The sequence below is a fragment of the Niabella digestorum genome (genome assembly GCF_036409055.1).
GTDB classification, from domain to species: domain Bacteria; phylum Bacteroidota; class Bacteroidia; order Chitinophagales; family Chitinophagaceae; genus Niabella; species Niabella composti.
This window is the reverse complement of the sequence record NZ_JAZGLY010000003.1, coordinates 297,679-318,259: the sequence shown is the minus strand read 5'-3', so window position 1 is coordinate 318,259 and position 20,581 is coordinate 297,679. Positions and strand designations below refer to the sequence as shown.

Below are 20,581 nucleotides of genomic sequence, written 5' to 3'. Positions count from 1 at the left end.
TTTTTTTATGCATAATTGGAGATAGAGTCGAGTTATGTAGGTTTTATGCAGATATTGCTACAATGCTGTAAATATTTACGTATTTTTCCAGGCTGAACCTCTATTGATTATTAAGGAACTAAGCAGAAAAAGTATGAACGATCCTATTCAAAATTTTATTGAGATGGTCCGTGCTAAAAACGCGGGCGAGCCAGAATTCCTGCAAGCGGTGAGCGAAGTCGCCGAGTATATTGTCCCTTATGTGGAGGAGCATCCGCGATACAAAAAGGGCAAAATCCTAGAGAGAATAGTGGAGCCGGAAAGGGTAATTATATTTCGTGTACCATGGGTGGATGATCAAGGCGAAATTCAAGTGAATCGCGGATTTAGGGTGCAGATGAACAGTGCCATTGGCCCCTATAAAGGTGGGCTGCGGTTTCATCCTTCGGTAAACCTCAGCGTACTGAAGTTTTTAGCTTTCGAGCAAATATTTAAAAATAGTCTTACAGGTCTTCCCATGGGAGGAGGAAAGGGTGGTTCTGATTTCGATCCTAAAGGTAAATCAGACAATGAAATCATGAGATTTTGCCAGAGTTTTATGACTGAGCTCTATCGCCATGTAGGGGACGATATCGATGTTCCTGCCGGGGATATCGGTGTGGGCAAGCGCGAAATCGGTTATCTCTTTGGTCAGTATAAACGCATTACTGGTACATTTAACGGTGTATTGACCGGAAAATCCTATGAGTGGGGTGGTAGCCTCATTCGTCCCGAAGCTACGGGATACGGGCTGGTATACTTTGTCGAGGAGATGTTGAAGATGCAGGATGATACTTTGCTGGGGAAGAAAATTCTTATTTCCGGCTCCGGCAATGTAGCACAGTTTGCAGCTGAAAAATGCATTCAACATGGTGCCAAAGTGCTGACGATGTCAGATTCTAACGGATTTGTATACGATCCTTCAGGAATCGATCAAGAAAAGCTGGAGTTTATCAAAGATTTGAAAAATAATCGCAGAGGAAGAATTCAAGAATACGCTGCACATTACGGCTGCGAGTATTTTGCTGATGAAAAACCTTGGAAAATTAAATGCGATATTGCCTTGCCAAATGCTACACAAAATGAGCTCGATGGCATCGATGCGGAAGTATTAATCAGCAATGGTTGTTTTTGTGTAGCAGAGGGGGCTAATATGCCTTGTACGCCCGAAGCGGTAGCTACTTTCAAGAAAAAAGGTATCTTGTATGCACCTGGTAAGGCCGCTAATGCAGGCGGGGTGGCTGTATCGGGCTTGGAGATGTCGCAAAACTCTCTTCGTTATTCTTGGAGTAGAACCAAAGTGGACAATAAACTAAAGGAGATTATGAGCGATATTCATGAGCTTTGCGTGAAGTACGGTAAAGATGAACATGGTCATGTGAATTATGAAAAAGGAGCCAATATCGGAGGTTTTGTAAAAGTTGCGGAAGCCATGTTGGCACAAGGTGTAGTATAATTGTATTGATTTTGCGGATAATAGGATGAAGCGGATTGTATCTGCAGCAACATTTCGATTCGCTTCATCTTTTTAAAGAGAAATTTTATGGCAGTTGTATACCTTATACCTACTTTTTTGCATGAAGGAGCACTTCATGTACTGCCTAGTTATATACTGGATGCGGTAGCCGACTGTCAGGTGTTGTTTGTGGAGAATGAACGTTCCGCCCGCCGCTATTTAAAACAGTTGAAGAAAGAAATAGTGATTGATCAATATGAGTGGTTTACTATAGGAAAAGCGGAGGAGGCTATGCGTGATACCTTCCGTAACAAGCTTAAGGAAGGGAAAAATATCGGTATCATTAGCGAAGCCGGCTGTCCTGGAGTGGCAGATCCGGGTCAGCTGTTGGTGGCCGCAGCGCAGGAAATGGGAGTAAAGGTGGTGCCTTTTGTGGGACCCAGTTCTATATTGCTGGCACTAATGGCCAGTGGTATGAGTGGTCAGCAATTTAACTTTGTTGGCTATCTTCCGATAGAACAACATCAACGGATAAAAGCCATTAAGGAGCTGGAGGCCGAGTCCAGAAAGAAAAACTGTACACAGATTTTTATCGAAACTCCTTATCGCAACAATCAAATGCTGGAAGCTTTGTTAAAACACTGCCAGCCAACAACCCAGTTGTGTGTTGCGGTAAACATTACCGGCTCTGATGAAAGAATACACACCCGTACCGTTGCAAAATGGAAGCAGCAAGTACCTAATTTGCACAAACAGCCTGCCATATTTCTTCTAAAAGCCTGATGGCTCAGGAGCATCCCGCATGGAAATAATACTGTCTACAATATATCGAGTGTTGCCTCTCCAAGGTATAACACCATTGTATTCCTTGTAGTGTAAATCCACACGTTTTCCCGAATTCATTTTAAGAATATCGAAGATTTTTTTGTCTTTAATAGAAAACTCAAACTCATTGGATTGGACACCACCTCCCATTACTCCGCGTATGCCCTCTTGTATTAACTTACCTTCGTAAGTTTTGAATATTTGGCCTTTTTCAACAGCAAAGTTCAGGTATCCGGATTTTACGCCATCGGAGGTATAGGGATAATAAAACTTCCAGTAAATGTATATGCCTCCACATACAAGCACCAATAAGATGGCAAAGACAAGGTACTTAAAGCAGCCGCTTCTTTTCTTCGGTTTGGGTGGGGTAACGGTTAATGGTTCTACTGGCATAGCAAAAAATTTTATTGGATAAATTTTAGGATATGAATATGAATATTGTATTATTTTTGCACGTCTAAAATACTATTTGTTTCTAAATGAACCATTGGTTTACTCATACCAAACATTTTGTGTTTCACGCAGGCATTACTACTGGCGTGTATGCGGTTGGTTTTGATGTGTTTACCTTCTCACCTCGTCCGCAGCGTTGTCCTCTTTGCTGACAGGCCTCACCTCTTGCCGAAGGTCCCTGTCAGTGAATCCCTTCTGAAAATGTAGTTGTTTTTTTCAGGGCCGGCACCCACCCATCTTATTAATTTGAACATAGTGGACAATCAGGACATTATAGTAAGAGTAGCAATCTCTGAAGATAAAAAGTATTCTACCCAGATTACCGAAGAAATGGCCGCCTCTGCCGCAGCAAGAGGTACTGGAATTGCAAAGCGCAGCCCCGAGTATATTGAAAAGAAAATAGAGGAAGGGAAAGCGGTGATCGCCGTTACTAAAACCGGGGAATGGGTAGGTTTTTGTTATATCGAGACTTGGAGCCATGGTGAATATGTCGCCAATTCCGGACTTATTGTTGCGCCTCCTTATAGAAAGAGCGGTGTAGCTAAAAGAATTAAGCATACTATCTTTAATCTAAGCCGAACAAAATATCCCGATGCCAAGATCTTTGGGCTTACAACTGGCTTGGCTGTAATGAAGATTAACAGCGAGCTTGGCTACGAACCGGTTACCTATTCCGAGCTTACACAAGACGAGGAGTTTTGGGCAGGTTGTAAAAGTTGTGTGAACTACGATATTTTGATTAGTAAGGATCGTAAGAATTGTATGTGTACAGCGATGCTATACGATCCTAAAGATCACTACGAACCGGAAGAGACTAAGGCTTTTTTCGAGGAAAACAAATCGGGACTGGAAAGATTGCTGCGGTTTAAGCAATGGAAGTTTTTGAAGTCTTTCCGTCGTAAGGAAAAGAACGGAGGTACTGGCTCAGGCATCAAAGTATTTTTGAATTCACTCTTTAAATAAATATTCAATAGGATGAGTAAAAAAGTAGTATTAGGCTTTAGCGGAGGCTTAGACACATCTTTTTGTGTGAAGTATTTGACTGAGGAGCAGGGGTATGAAGTATACAGCATTATTGTAAATACAGGTGGTTTTAGTGATGAGGAGTTGGAGAAGATTGAGCAGCATGCAAAGAATCTAGGTGTGAAATCACATAAAACCGTAAATGCTGTAAAGAACTATTATAATTCAATCATTCGTTATCTGATATACGGCAATGTATTAAAGAATAATACTTATCCGTTAAGTGTTTCGGCTGAGCGTTTGAGTCAGGCTATCCATATTGCTGAATATGCAAAGGAAATACAGGCCGATGCTGTGGCGCATGGAAGCACCGGTGCCGGTAACGATCAGGTGCGCTTCGATATGATTTTAAATATTATTGCACCGGGTACAGAAATTATTACTCCTATTCGTGATTTGAAATTAAGCCGTGAAGCTGAAATCGAATACCTAAAGAGCAAGGGTGTAGAAATGAATTTTGAGAAAGCCGTATACTCAATTAATAAAGGCTTGTGGGGCACCAGTGTGGGAGGAAAGGAAACTCTGAGTTCAAAAGGACTGCTTCCTGAAGAAGCATGGCCTACTCAGGTTACTAAAACAGGTTCTGAGGAAGTAGTGTTAACGTTTGAGAAAGGAGAGCTGGTGAAGGTAAACGATGAGGCCTTCGATCATCCTACTGAAGCTATCCAATATCTGCAGTCCATTGCCGGTCCTTATGGAGTGGGACGCGATATTCATGTGGGTGATACAATTATCGGTATTAAGGGGCGTGTAGGCTTTGAGGCGGCAGCTCCCATTCTTATTATCAAAGGTCACCATGCATTGGAAAAGCATGTGCTTACCAAATGGCAATTACAATGGAAAGACCAGATTGCCCAGTTCTATGGCATGTGGTTACATGAAGGACAGATATTAGATCCCGTAATGCGCGATATGGAAGCTTTCCTTGAGAGTTCTCAACGTAACGTAACCGGTAAGGTGTTTATCCAATTGCATCCTTATCGTTATGAAATAATCGGTATTGAGAGCGATTACGATTTAATGAATAGCGAATTTGGTAGCTATGGAGAAATGAATGCCGGTTATACTGCGGATGATGTGAAAGGATTTACGCGTATCTTCGGAAACCAGACCGGAATCTATCATCAGGTAAAAGAAAAGGCCTATCAAAAGAACGGACAAAGGTTCTAATAGGTTGAGTAAGTTGGATGTGATGCGTATTTTATAAATCTCCTCTAAAACAAAATACATCATGATTAACGTCGGAATAATTGGTGGCGCTGGATATACTGGAGGCGAATTGATAAGACTGCTTATCAATCACCCCGAAGTGGATATTAAATTTATCCATAGTCGTAGTAATGCCGATAAGTACATTCATGAAGTGCATAAAGATTTAATAGGAGATACCGATTTAAAGTTTACAAATCAGCTTTCGCAGGACATTGATTGTTTGTTTCTATGTTTAGGACACGGTGAGTCCACTAAGTTTTTGCATGAAAACGATGTGGCCCCGCACATAAAGATTATCGACCTAGCCAATGATTTTCGTTTGAAGAAAGATCGGGTACAAGCGACACTGAACCGCACTTTCATTTACGGATTGCCCGAGCTGAACAAAGAAGAAATTACTAAGGCATCCAATATCGCCAATCCGGGTTGTTTTGCCACAACCATTCAATTAGGATTGTTGCCTCTGGCTAAAGAAGGCTTATTGAAGGATATCTATACCACAGGTATTACCGGCAGCACAGGTGCCGGTCAAGCCCTTTCAGCTACCTCACATTTTAGCTGGCGGGCTAATAATATTCAGGCATATAAAACGCTTACTCATCAGCATCTGGGAGAAATAGGAGAATCGCTGAGTCAACTGCAACCTAATACCGATTTTGATTTAAGCTTTGTTCCTTGGCGTGGCGATTTTACACGGGGTATTTTTGTGAGCTCTACGATTACCACCGATCTTTCGTTGGAGGAGTTATTCCCTTTGTATGAAAGTTTTTATGAAAGCCATCCTTTTACACAGATTAGCCGCACACCTATATTTTTAAAGCAGGTAGTAAATACAAATAAAGCTATAATTCACCTAGAAAAAGCTGGGAATAAACTTGTGGTGCACTCTGCACTGGATAATCTTTTAAAAGGCGCCAGCGGTCAGGCTGTGCATAATATGAATCTATTGTTTGGCCTTGAAGAAACGACAGGTTTGAGATTGAAGCCTGCAGCTTTCTAACATAGAGCTACGTTTCGCAAAAATTATTCGAAGTATACTTTTACTGTTTGATACAGTAATTGATGCTGCATGATTACTGCAGAATTGTGGGCTTTTTCGGAATAGCCTTTTAAACCGAATAACCCTGCGGCATTTCCCTTATTGATGGCTATTTCTAGATAATCGGCGCTGTTGAAAAGCGCTAATTTTTCACCTTCGGGTACGTCGGCGTAAGACTCACTGATCTTATTGATTACCTCATCTCGTAAGAACACAATTTTAAAAGCTCGTCCCTGTCTTTGTTCTTCAAATTGTTTTTTGGTGATGTTGACCACCACATTTTCAAAATTATCAATAAAGATAATTTGCCCTTCTATGTAGTTATTGGTTTGAATAGGCATTAGCGGATTCTTTTCAATAAAGCTTACATCCGGAATGCCAATTTTTTGTATAGGTTCTCCGTTGGATAAACGGCGTATGGTGTTGGCTATTACTTCGGTGCAATACAATGTATTTTTAGTAGCCGTTTTTTCCAGAGGAATACCCATTACGATATCTGGCCGTTCTTCTAGAATCATATTGAGCAGTCCGTTGTCGGCACAGAAGATGTATTGATTTTTATGAAAAGCCAGCAACAGGTTCTGCGGTTTCTTGTCGAAGAGATTAATCAGTATAATATGATACGTGTACTCCGGAAAATTTTTAAAGGCTCCACGGCATACATAAGACGCCTGCGGATAGTTGAACGGTGCAATGTTATGCGAAATGTCTATCAGTAAAAGGTCAGGATTGGCTTGCAATAACTGGGCCTTTATCGCCCCGATAAGATAATCGTTGTTCCCAATATCGGATGTAAGTGTTACAAAGTTCATTGAGTGAGTACCAGCCTACCTTTTAATTTTGGGTGCAATTTATCTTTTTTTGCTTAATCGTGCATGTATTTACGCTGAATACAGACTTATTTCACCAGTTCTTTATTCTTGAAGTAAAATTTATGTACCAGCTTATCTGCCAGTTTGGGGAAGAATTTGTTCAGCAGCACGGTTTCTTTACCGGTCATTGTTAGTACTAGCGTGCGCTTTTTCTTCATGATAGCTTTGAGCAGATGATCTGCACATTCCTCAGCGCTCATCATTTTATTTTCGTCCATGGGATTTTCTTTTTGTTGCTCACCTTTATCGTTAAGTGCGTGATCCCTGATTTTGGATGAAGTAAATCCGGGGCAAACCCACATTACATGCACTTCGTCGTCCATCAGTTCGGTTCTGAGACATTCCAGAAAGCCCTGTAGGGCAAATTTGCTAGCAGAATAGCCTGTGCGGCCCGGAAGTCCACGGTAGCCTGCTATAGACGATACGCCTACAATAGTACCTTTGGAACTGATTAGAGCAGGCAGCGCGAATTTGGTACAATGTACTGCTCCATAAAAATTGATATCCATTACTTTTTTAATCACCGACACTTCTAGGTCTTTAAATAAAGCCCTCATGCTGATGCCCGCGTTGTTGATAAGGATATCGATTTTCCCAAAAGCTTGTAAGGTCGATTCTATGAACCTTTTACAATCGGCTTCATTGCTTACATCAGCAACCAGTGTATGTAATGGTAATGAGGGGTGTTGTGCTTGTAACTCATAGAGTTTATCATGCTTACGTCCGCAGGTGGCTACTTTGGCACCTAAATGTAATAATTTGCTCACTAGCGCACGACCGATGCCATCGGTTCCGCCGGTAACCACAACAACTTTATCTTTATAGTAATGGTTCATCTGCCCAAGGTGTTGATTATAGAGACAAACCTAATTATAAAACCTCAAAAATCAATACCATTGAGCCTTATGATTTTCGTAAATTGATGTAAAAATTTAGATTATGATTCAAAAGCATGTCCTTTGTCAGGTACTGATAACCTTATCGATGATGTTTTTGTGGGAACGCATATATGCACAGCAGGCCTGGATACGGATAAATCAGCTAGGGTACAGAGAGGCAGATGTAAAAGTGGCGGTAATGGGCAGTAAAGAGCCTATAGAGTGCACTCGATTTGAAGTAGTGGATGCCGCTACCCACAAAGTGGTATATGAGGCAAAAGCTGTAAAGTATTTTGGTAAATACGGTCCTTTTGCACATACTTGGCGATTGAATTTTTCTCCTTTCTCCCGAAAGGGAATTTATTACATCAAAGCTGGCTCCATAAAATCTCCGGAATTTAAGATAGATAATCGTGTGTACGAGGGAACGGCTGATTTTGTGTTGAAGTATATGCGTCAGCAGAGGAGCAAGTATAATCCGTTTCTAAAGGATAGTTGTCATACAAAAGATGGGTTCATCGTTTATCATCCTGATAAAAACAAAGACTCCACATATATTGATGTAGCCGGTGGTTGGCACGACGCGTCGGACTATTTGCAATATTTGCCTACCTCGGCCAATGCTACATTTCAGATGATGTTTGCTTTCATGCAGCATCCGGAGAGTTTTCAGGATAAATACGATGCTTGGGGTAATGAGGGCAGCAATAATATTCCTGATGTGATTGATGAAGCCAAATGGGGACTGGACTGGCTGGTAAAAATGAATCCGAGGAAAGGGGAGTATTATAATCAGATTGCGGACGACCGCGACCATCAGGGCATGCGCCTGCCCACACTGGACTCTGTGGTATATGCTCCCAATAAGGGATTTGCCCGCCCAGTCTATTTCATTACGGGGAAACCCCAGGGCGAAAAGTACAAGAATAAAACTGTGGGGGCTGCATCCTCAGCTGGAAAATTTGCTACAGCTTTTGCCATTGGTGCACAGGTGATGAAACCTTATTATCCGCAGTTTGCTGAAAGCCTCGTACAAAAAGCTATCGATGCCTATGAGTTTGGCAAACAGCATCCCGGCAATACACAAACCATATCTGTCGTATCGCCTTACATCTATGCAGAGGATAATTATGCGGATGATATGGAGTTGGCTGCAATCACATTATTTAAGCTTACCGGAGATAGTGTTTATTTGAAAGATGCCATACAATTTGCCCATATGGAACCTGTAACGCCGTGGATGGGAGCCGATAGTGCCAATCATTACCAATGGTATCCTTTTGTCAATCTGGGGCATTACTTCGGTGCAAAGTTGGATCATCATAATCGGGATACTTATATCCGTTACATGCGTGAAGGGATACAACGTGTGGTAAATCGGGGTAAGAATAATCCCTTCTTGATAGGAGTACCATTTATTTGGTGCTCCAACAATCTGGTGGTAGGTATGCTAACGCAGATGAGTTTGTATCGAAAGATTACGGGTGATAAAAGTTTTGAAGAAGAAGAAGCTGCCTTGCGCGACTGGCTGTTTGGCTGTAATCCTTGGGGCACCAGTATGATTTGCGATTTGCCGGAAAACGGTATTGCGCCTAAAGATCCGCATTCGGCATTTACACATTTGTATAACTATAAAATTTCTGGAGGACTGGTGGATGGTCCCGTATATGGAAGTATTTGGAACAAACTCATCGGCATTAAACTCTATGCGCCGGATGAGTTTGAAGCCTTTCAGTCAGATGTGGCGGTGTATCATGATGATTATGGCGATTACTCTACTAATGAACCTACAATGGATGGTACTGCTAGTCTGTCTTATTATTTGTCCATGCTACAAAGTGATACCTTATCTCGATTGGAATATGATAAGGAGGGTGGTGTAATAAAAATAGATAGTGATAAGAAGCATGTTTATTTATTATTCTCTGCGCACGAATTTGCAGAGGGAGGAAAGCATGTAGTAGAGACGCTCGCCAGAAATAAGGTTAAGGGGAACTTCTTTTTTACGGGAGATTTTTTACGAAATAAGAAGCATTATGCTTTACTGCAACAATTGCATCGACAGGGGCATTATATCGGTTCGCATTCTGATAAGCATTTATTATATGCCGATTGGACAAAGAGAGATTCTTTGCTAGTAAGTAAAGACTCTTTTAAAACAGATTTAGAAAAATCATTGGAACAATTGCGCAAATTGAATATTGAATCCGGGAAATGGTATTTACCGCCATATGAGTGGTATAACAAGCAGATAGTAGAATGGTGCAAGGAGTTGGGATTAACAGTTCTTAATTTTACTCCGGGCACGGGCACCAATGCCGATTATACCTGGCCTGGTTTAAAAAATTACAGGAGTAGTGGAGATCTTTTACAGCATCTTTTTAAGTTGGACGAGAAAATATTAGGGGGTAGTTTATTACTTATTCACTTGGGAACCGATCCACGCAGAAAGGACAAGTTCTACAACAAGTTAGATATTATTATAAAGCATCTGCAGAAAAATGGGTTTATGATAAAAAAATTACCAAATTGATGAAAAAAAGTTTGGAGTATTAAATTCATACTCCTATTTTTGCACTCCCAAAACGGGAATGGTGATACAAAAACAACCATTGGAGATTCCGTAGCTCAGTTGGTAGAGCACAACACTTTTAATGTTGGGGTCCTGGGTTCGAGCCCCAGCGGGATCACAAAGCGCAGCGAAAAAGCTGCGCTTTTTTAATGTCTATTCTATTGCATTTATTATTATCTGTGTAGTTCTCTCAGCAATCTCCCAAAAACTACATGTAATAATCGCATAAAAAAACGAAATGCCTAGTATTTTTAAACACAAGCATTTCGTTTTGCTCAAAAATTTACGCTTACAAGTATCTGTCTGTTTCTTTTATTTCGAGATCATTGATGCTTGCATAACGTTTTTTCATGAGACCATTTTCATCAAATTCCCAGTTTTCATTACCATAAGCCCTGAACCATTTCCCATCTTTGTTTCTGTATTCATATTCGAACCTTACCGCAATCCTATTATCGGTATGAGCCCAATATTCTTTCTTAAGTTTATAGTCCAGCTCATTTTCCCATTTTTCAGTTAGAAATTGTACAATTTCATCCCGTCCTTTGAGAAAAAGGTTGCGATTGCGCCATTCGCTATCAATGGTATAAGCCATTGATACTTTTTGAGGATTTTTAGTATTCCAGGCGTCTTCTGCCATTTGTATTTTTTGTTTAGCGGTCTCCACGGTAAATGGAGGCAGAGGGGGTCTTTGTTCCATAATATTAAATTAAAGTGTGCACAATTCTTTTCGCTTTTTCGACCAGCTCATTGGATTTAAAAAGTTGGCTTTCTATAATTGAACTTTCAAATAGCAAGTAAATATGAGCAGCCTGTAGCTTATCGTCGAGTTCTTTTTCAAAAAACTTTCTGAGATCGGTTTTATGAGCTTGTATTACAGAAAGTATAGCCTCTTGCTCTTTGGATATTTCAGACAGAATGTTTAAAAAACTGCATCCTCTGAAATGCTCCTTTGCGTTCATATATATAATAAAATCGAATGCGCTGAGTATTCTTTTTTTATGGCTTTTAGAGGTTGATACGTAGGCCATCAGTTCAGAAAACCAATATTCATGTCTCGCATTCAAGTATGCCACACATAAATCGTCTTTCGATTTGAAGTGCTGGTAAAAGCTTGCTTTGGCTACATTGGCTTCACTAATGATTTGATTGATGCCGGTACTGTTATATCCCTGTTGATGAAACAGGTACGATGCAGTTTCCAGAATGCGTTCTCTTGGACTAGTCATGTCGAGATGGATATGAAAACAAAGGTATGGAATTTTTAATGTACAGACAAGTCTGTCTATATTTTTTTATTTTATTATTGGAACATTAGAATAAGGAATTTTCTAATGGAGCTCTTATTAAAGTAGAGATGGAATTTAATGTATAAATAGGAGCATTACTTCCCGGTAAGAGTATGCCATAGGTGGTGGATGCGCTATATCTGAAATAGAAGTGGGACTAAACGGGGCTTTGGGATAAAAGGCATTATAAAGATTTTATTGTTATTCCCCTAAAATAATCTTCCTACGATGCTGCGTGCCCCATTTTTCCATCGCATTCATTACTTCGTCTAATGTTTTACTATAAGGTGTAAGCTCGTATAATACCGTAATAGGTTTGGTTTGACATACTTCACGCTTTACCAAACCATTGAGTTCTAGTTCTTGTAATTCTTTCGATAATATGCGAGGAGAAATGCCGGCTTCGCGTGATAATTGATTAAATCTTTTTTTACCACTACGTAGTACAGCAAGTAAAACCAATTTCCATTTACCTCCAACCACATCTAATGTATCTCTAATCGCCAGTCGGGCTTTGGCACAGCTTTCGGGAGTGTGAGTAACCATGTGCTATTCTTTTTGTAACTACTATCCTTTTTGTAACAGATAACAAATGTATAGCATCTATTCTGAGATTTGCTATAAAAATTAAAAGTTATGCAAACAAAATTCGCCAAAATCGCCGGATGGATCTTAACCTTCCTTTTAAGCTTTCTTTTTATTATGAGTGCTTATCTAAAGCTTTCTCAGAACGAGACGGCAATCGCACAAGCCGAATATTTCGGTATCAATGCAAAAACATATTTATTGATAGGTATCGTAGAGATGGTATCATTAATATTGTTCATTATTCCGAGAACAGGGGTGTTAGGTACCTTGATGCTGGCTGCTTATTTGGGTGGAGCTATCGCCACACACCTGCAACATCAGCAACCTATTGTTATTCCTGTGCTGACTCAAACATTGCTGTGGGTTACAGCAGTAATTCGTTTCCCCGAGGTGAAATATCGGTTGATGCGTTCTATGCTTTAAGTCGTATTACAGCTAATGCGTGTAGGATGGATCGCTGAGCTGCTTCAGATGCGCAATGTGCGAAGCCACTGCATCAATTACCCTTTTATATTCGATATAAGTGACGTTAAACTCCTGGCAAGTACTCTTAATGATCTTGTTGATTTTGGGGTAATGTATATGTGATATTTTAGGGAATAAATGATGTTCTACCTGAAAATTCAGTCCGCCCATAAACCAACATGCCAGTCTATTATTGGTAGCAAAGTTGGCTGTGGTTTTTAACTGGTGAATAGCCCATTCGTCTTCTATTTTATTTGTATGGCTATTGGGCTGTGGAAAGTGTGTATGTTCTACAGTGTGGGCTAGTTGAAATACGATGCTTAACACAAAGCCAGCAAATAGGGCATATACAGTAAATCCTATAGCCCAGGGGCCTACACCCACAAAAATGATGGGAAGTACTACAAACAAAACAAGGTGTAATATTTTAAAACCCCAGAAGATAAAGTGGTCTTTGGTGGACATCTTCTTAAGAGGAATATCACCTATTCGCCGTGTAAAATATTTCTGATAATCGGAGTAGAAAATCCAAAATAGATAAAGTAAGGAATAGATAAACCAGAAGTACAGATGTTGAAACTTGTGCACTTTGTAATGCTTCTGGGTTTCGCAAAGTCTTAAAAATGGCTTGGCATCTAGATCATCATCAATGCCGTCGATATTGGTATAAGCATGGTGAATGACATTATGCTTCATCTTCCACATGAAGGTATTTGCACCTAGAAAATTAAGAGATGATGCAGCCAGATTATTGACCCATTGTTTACTACTGAAGCTTCCATGCGCACCATCATGCATAATATTAAATCCGATAGCCGAAGTAAAAAGACTCAACAGGAGACATTCAAAGATGGCCCATGCTGCCGGCGGTGTAAAGAATACAAGATGTATATATAATGCAATAAAACCGGTAACTAAAAAGAATGCTTTGGAATAGAGCCTTATATTTCCTGTGCTCCGCAAACCTTGCGTTTTAAAGTAATCGTTGATTCGTGACTTAAGTACTGTATGAAACGAAGGGGGAGAAGGAGAGGCAAACTTAGGAACAGACATTCAATGTGATATTTTCTACTATTTTATATTGTGTGAGGCACAAAGGTAACAGATTATTACTGCTCCTACAATAAAAATATGCAAAAGTCCTCCTAAATTATGTTTCTTGCAGTATTAAGTTGTCTAAACTATGTATGCCGATATGTTTATCACTGATAAAGCCTTCGGCGTATTTCACACCGATACGTCTTCCTAGCATGCGCATGCGCGCGAGCAAACTTTCCTTGAATTCGGGAGTAGAAATATAAGTTACAGGACCATCTTCACTGGTAGGTGTATGAAATTGTGTAGTATACGCTTCTATGGCCTTCATTTTTTCATCAATTACATCACTTATATCAATCAATATGTCAGGCTCATAGAACCAGTCTTGGATATATTGCAAAAAATAACGAGGACGCCATTTTTGCTGAGGCTTGCCATTTTCGTCCATGGTTTCGATTTTCAAAAGACCTGATAAAAAGCAGGCATCATTGATGAGATCGCCGGCGCGACCATGATCCGGATGTCGGTCTTTTCGAACGTTTCCCAGGATAATATCTGGCTGATATTTTCGAATAGCCCGGATAAGTTGTAGCTGATGTTCTTCATCATTCTTAAAGAAGCCGTCGCGCATTTTCAGGTTTTCGCGTACCGCTACTCCCATAATTTGAGCAGCAGCAGTAGCTTCAGCATGACGGGTGGCTGCTGAGCCTCGTGTTCCCAACTCCCCTTGCGTAAGGTCAATAATTCCAACCTTTTTACCGTTTCTTATCTCTTTAATGATGGTGCCTGCACAACCTAGCTCCACATCGTCTGGATGCACTCCAATGGCTAATATATCCAGTTTCATACGCAAATGAACAATATTGAAAAGTAAAAGTTTGGCACATACCCATAAATATCTGGGGTATTATATTCCGATTTCCAGTTGTATCATCCCATTCACACGATTCTTAAAGGGATCGTCAAGTTCGTCCGAATCGCCCATTCTGTCATCTAATCCTAGATAACCCTGCAATTTTATTTTGTGCTTGTTAAAGTAATGCGAATAACCTATAGCTTTTGTCGCCATCCTATACTGATACAAGGCCACTTCTTTATGGGGTTTTATTTGGGTGTATCTGATCACGATTTCATCTTTTTTTGAAACCATCTTTGACCCCTGAACATTAATGGCTTTACCGGCGGGCATTTTTAAAAAGGTGACCAAGTCATCAGGGCGGTCTGAGAAATCTTTTACTGAGAAATCATCTACTTTACGATCGAAATACTCTCCCATGAATGCCCAACCATTATATTTAAACATTGCGTCAGCAATAATAGTACGAATATTGGCATATAACGCTTCTTCTTCATCATATGCACTATACATATGTTTTCCTAATTGACCACCTGTACGGTTGGCTCTGAAATTCTTAGAGTAAGTAAGCCCCAAAGAAAGCTTGGGCGTTTCTTCAAACTCTAAATCGCCCTCAAAATAGTGGCCCTTGTTTTTAAACTCACCAAAAGGTAAATATTCTATTCGGCCGGTATAGGCAAGACCTTTGTCAACACTGACCTGTCCACGGCCGTCTCCGGTAGAAATTGCAGTCTGTAATTGGATTACCTGTTTTTGTATGGCGATTTGACGATTAATAAAAATACCAAAATCCCGGTCAAGAGTAAACTTGCTATTTGCAATAGAACGATCTGGCATTTGTAATTCACCGGAAGAATTAACACGCTCTCTATTACCGGGTAGTTTGGTTTGCCCTAAACCTAGCGACCAGTATTTATTGGGGTTATAATAAAACACTGCATCTCTAACAATTTGCGGATCGCCGCTATCAAGATCCATGTCTCGTTTGGAAAAACTAAGTTGTAACTTGTATTCGAGTTTGGGAGATAATAAATGCCCTTCAAAGCGCAAGCGAAACCGGCGCACCATTCCTTCGAAACCATGTTCATCGACATCATCGGTACGACTGTAATAGCCGGCTCTTAATTGGGTGCGAAACCGAAAATTGAGTAGGAAATTATCTCCTTTCGTAAATTGAAGACCTTTATCAGTGAAATCGGTCTTCAGTTTGTTCGCATCTTCGATATCCTGAGCTAATGAAGTGCCATATAGGCCAATGGCACAAAACAGTAACCTTATTGATTTAGTAATTCTCATTTCAAAGCAAAGAAACGAAATCTTTATTTGACCATATTTTTTATTTCCTGCAGTTTCAGAAGGGCTTCAACAGGGGTAAGCCTATTAATATCAATGTTGGCAAGCAGTTGTCGTATTTCTTCAAAAGTTTGACTATGTGCGTCAAATATCGACAGCTGGTACTGGGCGGTATTGATATTTTTTATTTTTTCCGAAAGATCTTTATCGGCTCTTCGGACTGGTTGATCCGCATTTGTGTTATCATCCACATGTTGCGATTCTAAATGGGCTAATATTTCATTTGCTCGTTGAATAAGCGAAGGAGGCATCCCCGCCATTTTGGCCACATGAATACCGAAGCTATGGGTACTGCCCCCACGTGCCAGCTTGCGCAGGAAGATGATTTTATTGCCCGCTTCCTTATTTGTGATATGATAATTCTTAATGCGCGGGAATTTTTCTTCCAGTTCGTTTAATTCGTGGTAGTGTGTTGCAAATAGGGTTTTAGGCTGGTGTGGCGATTGATGCAGGTATTCGATAATGCTCCAGGCAATAGAAATTCCATCGTAAGTAGAAGTGCCTCGTCCTATTTCATCCAACAATACCAAACTCCGCGGTGTAATATTATTAATAATAGCAGCAGTCTCATTCATCTCTACCATGAATGTACTTTCTCCACCGCTTAGATTATCCGATGCTCCTACACGTGTAAATATTTTATCGGTAAGCGAAATTTTCGCTTCGGTTGCCGGCACAAAACTTCCCATATGAGCCATTAAAGTAATCAGCGCCACCTGCCGCAGCAATGCTGATTTACCGCTCATATTAGGACCGGTAAGAATGATAATCTGCTGATCGGTTTTATTCAGTTCAATATCGTTATGAATATAGCTTTCTCCCGGAGGCAGATTGCGCTCAATCACCGGGTGGCGTGCCTCTTTCACTACCCAATCGTCACCTTCATGCAGCTCAGGTTTTTTGTATTGATAATGGATGGCATTATGAGCAAAACAGCAGAGACAATCCAGTATTGCCAGTAAGTTCCCATTAGTCTGTACAGGCTGTAGATAATCCATCAGCTCACTGAGCAATTGATCGTAGAGCTGTGCTTCGATTTGCAGAATTTTTTCTTCGGCCCCGGTGATTTTTTCTTCGTACTCTTTTAGTTCGGGCGTAATGTAGCGTTCGGCATTTGCCAAGGTTTGTTTGCGTATCCAGTTTTCGGGAACACGGCTTTTATGGCTATTGGTAACTTCTAGATAATAACCGAAGACATTGTTGAACCCAATTTTAAGCGAAGTAATGCCCGTTTTTTCAGCTTCAATAGCTTGCAGTTTGGCCAAATAAGCCTTGCCGCTTTGGGAAATATCGCGCAGCTCATCCAGCTCGGGGTTAACTCCATTATTAATTACCCCTCCTTTGGCAATGGTAGCTGGCGGATTATCTATAATTTCTGTAAATATTTTTTCCGCAATCAGGGGGCAAGGATTCAAAGCATCACCGATGCGTTGCAGATACGGATTATTGTGCTTCGTACACCATTCCTTAATCTGCTGCACCTGTTTTAATCCTTTAGCCAGCTGCAATACCTCACGTGGGTTGATTTTTTTGGTAGGTATTTTCGATATCAGTCTTTCAATATCTCCACACTGTTTAATGGCGTGGGAGAGGTCGTTTCTGAGATCCGTTTCTTTAATAAAAGTTTCTACCAGTTGCAGTCTTTCATTGATTTGATTGATATCGATAAGTGGAAAGAGTAACCAGCGTTTTAAAAGACGGGCTCCCATGGGCGACACGGTATTGTCCAGTACACTTAGTAATGTATGGTTCCCCTCCGCATTGCCATAGGTAAGCTCCAGATTACGGATGGTAAAGCGATCCATCCATAGAAAATTATTCCGGTGAATGCATTGTATAGAGGTAATGTGTTGCAGATTGGGATGCTCTGTATCCTTTAGATAATGGATCACAGCACCCGCTGCCGTAATACCCTGTTTATATTCCTCTATTCCAAAGCCTTTAAGGGAATGCGTTTGAAAATGTTTCAAAAGCGTTTCTTCTGCATAGGCGGTATCAAATATCCATTCGTCCAGCGTATAAGTATACATTCTGGCATCGAAGAGTTCCCGAAAGGCTTTTTGTTTATGGCGCTCAAAAATTACCTCCGAGGGGGCAAAGCTTTGTAGTAATTTATCTGCATACTCTCTGTCCCCTTCGGCAATTAGAAATTCACCGGTGGATAAATCTAGAAAGCAGAGCCCAAACAAATTATCGCCGGCAAAATGTACACCTGCCAGAAAGTTATTGCTTTTATGCTCGAGTAGTTTATCGTTGATGGCGGTCCCGGGAGTGACCATCTCGGTTACGCCACGCTTTACAATCCCTTTGGCTTGTTTGGGGTCTTCCAGCTGGTCACAAATCGCTACTCTATAGCCGGCTTTTACCAGCTTATGTAGATAAGTGTCTAAAGCATGATGCGGAAAGCCCGCTAGGTCAAGAGAGGCAGCCGCGCCATTATTTCTTTTGGTAAGGGTAATACCTAATACCTGGGAGGCAATAATGGCGTCTTGTCCGAAAGTTTCATAGAAATCTCCTACCCGAAACAGCAAGACAGCATCAGGGTATTTCTGTTTAATAGCCCGGTGCTGCTGCATTAATGGAGTCTCTGAAGGTTTGTTTGCTTTGGACATGGTGGGCAAAAATAGCAAAATGTTATTGTTACTTTGGTATTATCAAAGTACTAAAACTTTCTTTTGAACAGGCTTTGATTTAAGGCTGGGAGGTATGATTCTCAATATATCCCTGTATTACATTTCTTATGGAGGGATAAGCTTTGGCAATATAAGCTTCCAGCTTTTCCGAAGCTACCCATTCAATCTGTTCAATGTCTTCTTCGGTCTGGGGAATTAGTTGGGAATCGGCGGGGGTGGACATCAGGTACCAGTGCGATTCCTTCAGAATATGATGGGTTCCTTGTTCATAAGTATGATAGGTAATAGTGAGCGGCTTAATAATCTCGAGCGCTTGTATGCCGGTTTCTTCCTGCACCTCCCTAATGGCACAGGCTTCTAATGTTTCGCCTTCATCAATATGACCTTTGGGTAAATCCCAGAAGCCGCGGCGGAAAATCATCAAAATCTCTTTCCGATCGTTAAGCACCAGGCCTCCCGCGGCCACATGCTTTTCAAATTTTTTAAAGAACGCTTTTTTTAGCGCTTCCAAGTCGGGATGCAAAAAAATACCGCAGTGGATTTCAGGAAGGGCTATTTCCCGGAGCATGGCTTTGATACTATGTGTACCTAGTTCATCTATGAATATGGTATCGGGCCGATGATGCAGTTGCTCCAGTTTGGAATCAAGCTGATCGCAGAGGTAAACGGGTTTATTATGGATATAAATAATAATATACATGGTTGATCTGCTTTAGAAATGGATAAATGGGTAAGATGCACCCGATGATGGTTTTACGCGGATAAGATACATGAGATTTGGAAATCTTCGTGCATTTCGTGGCTTTATTTCTATTTTCGCAGCTTAAAAGTAAATACAAGCCATGAATGATGCAAAAGTAGTTGCAGAAAAATTACTGGAGGCGAATGCGGTGAGGCTGAGCCCCGAAAATCCATTTACTTGGGCCAGCGGCTGGAAGAGCCCCATTTATTGTGATAATCGCAGTGTATTGTCTTATCCTTATATCCGCGATTTTGTAAAAAGCGAGCTGTGTAATGTATTGTTTGAGCAGTTTGGAGAAGCGGAGGCCTTAGCCGGGGTGGCTACGGCCGGAATCGCATGGGGAGCTATGGCTGCCGATCAAATTAAGTTGCCTTTTTTATACGTAAGACCTAAACCCAAAGATCATGGCTTAGGTAATCAAATTGAGGGTAGATACGAACCCGGACAAAAAGTGGTGGTGGTGGAAGACTTGGTGAGTACCGGTAAGAGTAGCCTCCAGGCTGTAGATGCCCTTGTTGCTGCCGGACTGGAAATTGTGGGCATGGTATCTATTTTTACCTATGATTTTACAGTAGCGAAGGAGGCTTTTGAAGCTAGAAATATTAGATACCAGGCTTTGACGAGCTATCCGGTACTATTGGAGCTGGCGCTGGAAAGAGGTATTATTAAACCCGAACAATCTGAATTACTCTTAAAATGGAGAGAGGATCCTGCCAATTGGACAGGCATTTAAAAGAAGGGGAGGGGAGTAGTCTCGATATGAATTAAGGCTAAATCTCATTTCACACACAACGTCGTAAGCATTCTTAAAGGATGTTTACGACGTTTTTTTATTGCCCGAAGAGAGCAGGAGATGGGTGAGGAATATGTTAAGGTAATTTTCGTAACTTATAATGGAAATTTTTTTAATGCATGAAGGGTGGTCACCATCTGGTTATAGTGAGAATGTTTACTTTGCTATAATTTTTATCTAAAATATTTAGTATTAGGAGTTAATACTGTAAGAATTTAGGATGCTAATTTATTTAGTTTTATATTATTTATTTAATTTAATGATTTATAATTGTTTAATGGTATTTAACTAATTTGTAAATTAATATTGTATTATTTGCCAGAAAGAATTATTTGGGTGAATTTTGGTATTTTGTAGAATACTTAAAATATACTTATTAAGTAATTGATTATTATGTAATTGTATTTAGTTATATAAACTATTGCTTTTTATATAGATTACATTATATATTATGACTATTTTTCTTAGTGGTCTAA

At 40.5% G+C, this 20,581-nt stretch carries 19 protein-coding genes and 1 tRNA gene; 9 read left to right on the top strand and 11 right to left on the bottom strand.

All coding sequences use genetic code 11. The features are described from left to right. Positions 1-133: 133 nt before the first annotated feature. Both gdhA and V2H41_RS06855 read left to right on the top strand, forming a co-directional pair. Positions 134-1,474 (top strand): NADP-specific glutamate dehydrogenase, encoded by a 1,341-nt coding sequence (gdhA, locus tag V2H41_RS06860; RefSeq protein WP_330974396.1) that lies wholly within the window; start codon positions 134-136, stop codon positions 1,472-1,474. Positions 1,475-1,561: 87 nt separating this feature from the next. Continuing rightward, entirely contained in the window at positions 1,562-2,257 is a 696-nt protein-coding gene (locus V2H41_RS06855) for an SAM-dependent methyltransferase (RefSeq protein WP_330974395.1), read from the top strand. On the opposite strand, the gene V2H41_RS06850 is transcribed toward V2H41_RS06855, so the two are convergent. Beyond that, on the bottom strand, positions 2,246-2,692 hold the full coding sequence (locus tag V2H41_RS06850) for a hypothetical protein (protein WP_330974394.1): 447 nt from the start codon (positions 2,690-2,692) through the stop codon (positions 2,246-2,248). The genes V2H41_RS06855 and V2H41_RS06850 overlap by 12 nt on opposite strands. 315 nt (positions 2,693-3,007) lie before the next feature. Between V2H41_RS06850 and V2H41_RS06845 the strand changes: the two genes are divergently transcribed. From V2H41_RS06845 to argC, 3 genes are all read left to right on the top strand, one after another. Then, entirely contained in the window at positions 3,008-3,715 is a 708-nt protein-coding gene (locus V2H41_RS06845) for a GNAT family N-acetyltransferase (RefSeq protein ID WP_330974393.1), read from the top strand. 12 nt (positions 3,716-3,727) lie between these two features. After that, positions 3,728-4,945 (top strand): argininosuccinate synthase, encoded by a 1,218-nt coding sequence (gene argG / locus V2H41_RS06840; RefSeq protein ID WP_330974392.1) that lies wholly within the window; start codon positions 3,728-3,730, stop codon positions 4,943-4,945. Positions 4,946-5,006: 61 nt separating this feature from the next. Beyond that, complete coding sequence (argC, locus tag V2H41_RS06835; protein WP_330974391.1) at positions 5,007-5,987, top strand: N-acetyl-gamma-glutamyl-phosphate reductase; 981 nt, start codon at positions 5,007-5,009, stop codon at positions 5,985-5,987. A gap of 23 nt (positions 5,988-6,010) precedes the next feature. Here the strand turns inward: argC and V2H41_RS06830 are convergent, their stop codons facing one another. Next, positions 6,011-6,838 carry an SAM hydrolase/SAM-dependent halogenase family protein gene (locus V2H41_RS06830; protein WP_330974390.1) on the bottom strand — a complete coding sequence of 276 codons (828 nt, stop codon included), beginning with the start codon at positions 6,836-6,838 and terminating at the stop codon, positions 6,011-6,013. Between the two features lie 86 nt (positions 6,839-6,924). Continuing rightward, positions 6,925-7,734: an SDR family oxidoreductase gene (locus tag V2H41_RS06825; protein ID WP_330974389.1), complete on the bottom strand. Its 810-nt coding sequence runs from the start codon at positions 7,732-7,734 to the stop codon at positions 6,925-6,927. Positions 7,735-7,837: 103 nt separating this feature from the next. Here V2H41_RS06825 and V2H41_RS06820 point away from each other — a divergent pair, with 103 nt between their 5' ends. Both V2H41_RS06820 and V2H41_RS06815 read left to right on the top strand, forming a co-directional pair. Next, on the top strand, positions 7,838-10,309 hold the full coding sequence (locus tag V2H41_RS06820) for a bifunctional glycoside hydrolase family 9 protein/polysaccharide deacetylase (RefSeq protein WP_330974388.1): 2,472 nt from the start codon (positions 7,838-7,840) through the stop codon (positions 10,307-10,309). Between the two features lie 84 nt (positions 10,310-10,393). Further along, positions 10,394-10,466 (top strand) — tRNA-Lys (locus tag V2H41_RS06815). A 171-nt stretch (positions 10,467-10,637) separates the two neighbouring features. Here the strand turns inward: V2H41_RS06815 and V2H41_RS06810 are convergent. The 3 genes from V2H41_RS06810 to V2H41_RS06800 all read right to left on the bottom strand — a co-directional run bounded on the left by V2H41_RS06810 (position 10,638) and on the right by V2H41_RS06800 (position 12,183). Continuing rightward, positions 10,638-11,048, bottom strand: coding sequence for a nuclear transport factor 2 family protein (locus V2H41_RS06810; RefSeq protein WP_330974387.1), 411 nt, complete (start codon positions 11,046-11,048; stop codon positions 10,638-10,640). Positions 11,049-11,052: 4 nt separating this feature from the next. Next, the gene (locus tag V2H41_RS06805; RefSeq protein ID WP_330974386.1) at positions 11,053-11,577 is read right to left on the bottom strand and encodes a TetR/AcrR family transcriptional regulator; all 525 of its coding nucleotides are present in this window, start codon (positions 11,575-11,577) and stop codon (positions 11,053-11,055) included. 261 nt (positions 11,578-11,838) lie between these two features. Then, positions 11,839-12,183 carry a winged helix-turn-helix transcriptional regulator gene (locus tag V2H41_RS06800; protein WP_330974385.1) on the bottom strand — a complete coding sequence of 115 codons (345 nt, stop codon included), beginning with the start codon at positions 12,181-12,183 and terminating at the stop codon, positions 11,839-11,841. A 90-nt stretch (positions 12,184-12,273) separates the two neighbouring features. Between V2H41_RS06800 and V2H41_RS06795 the strand changes: the two genes are divergently transcribed. Further along, entirely contained in the window at positions 12,274-12,648 is a 375-nt protein-coding gene (locus V2H41_RS06795; protein ID WP_330974384.1) for a DoxX family protein, read from the top strand. Between the two features lie 12 nt (positions 12,649-12,660). On the opposite strand, the gene V2H41_RS06790 is transcribed toward V2H41_RS06795, so the two are convergent. The 5 genes from V2H41_RS06790 to V2H41_RS06770 form a co-directional block, all read right to left on the bottom strand. Further along, entirely contained in the window at positions 12,661-13,743 is a 1,083-nt protein-coding gene (locus V2H41_RS06790; RefSeq protein ID WP_330974383.1) for a fatty acid desaturase family protein, read from the bottom strand. Positions 13,744-13,840: 97 nt separating this feature from the next. Then, positions 13,841-14,575: a bacillithiol biosynthesis deacetylase BshB1 gene (gene bshB1 / locus V2H41_RS06785; protein WP_330974382.1), complete on the bottom strand. Its 735-nt coding sequence runs from the start codon at positions 14,573-14,575 to the stop codon at positions 13,841-13,843. Positions 14,576-14,635: 60 nt separating this feature from the next. Further along, on the bottom strand, positions 14,636-15,880 hold the full coding sequence (locus V2H41_RS06780; protein ID WP_330974381.1) for a porin: 1,245 nt from the start codon (positions 15,878-15,880) through the stop codon (positions 14,636-14,638). 23 nt (positions 15,881-15,903) lie between these two features. Continuing rightward, the gene (gene mutS, locus V2H41_RS06775) at positions 15,904-18,549 is read right to left on the bottom strand and encodes a DNA mismatch repair protein MutS (protein WP_330974380.1); all 2,646 of its coding nucleotides are present in this window, start codon (positions 18,547-18,549) and stop codon (positions 15,904-15,906) included. 79 nt (positions 18,550-18,628) lie between these two features. After that, positions 18,629-19,270, bottom strand: coding sequence for an NUDIX hydrolase (locus V2H41_RS06770; protein WP_330974379.1), 642 nt, complete (start codon positions 19,268-19,270; stop codon positions 18,629-18,631). Between the two features lie 142 nt (positions 19,271-19,412). On the opposite strand from V2H41_RS06770, the gene pyrE reads away from it, so the two are divergent. Beyond that, positions 19,413-20,045 carry an orotate phosphoribosyltransferase gene (gene pyrE / locus V2H41_RS06765; protein WP_330974378.1) on the top strand — a complete coding sequence of 211 codons (633 nt, stop codon included), beginning with the start codon at positions 19,413-19,415 and terminating at the stop codon, positions 20,043-20,045. The last annotated feature ends 536 nt before the right edge of the window (positions 20,046-20,581 follow it).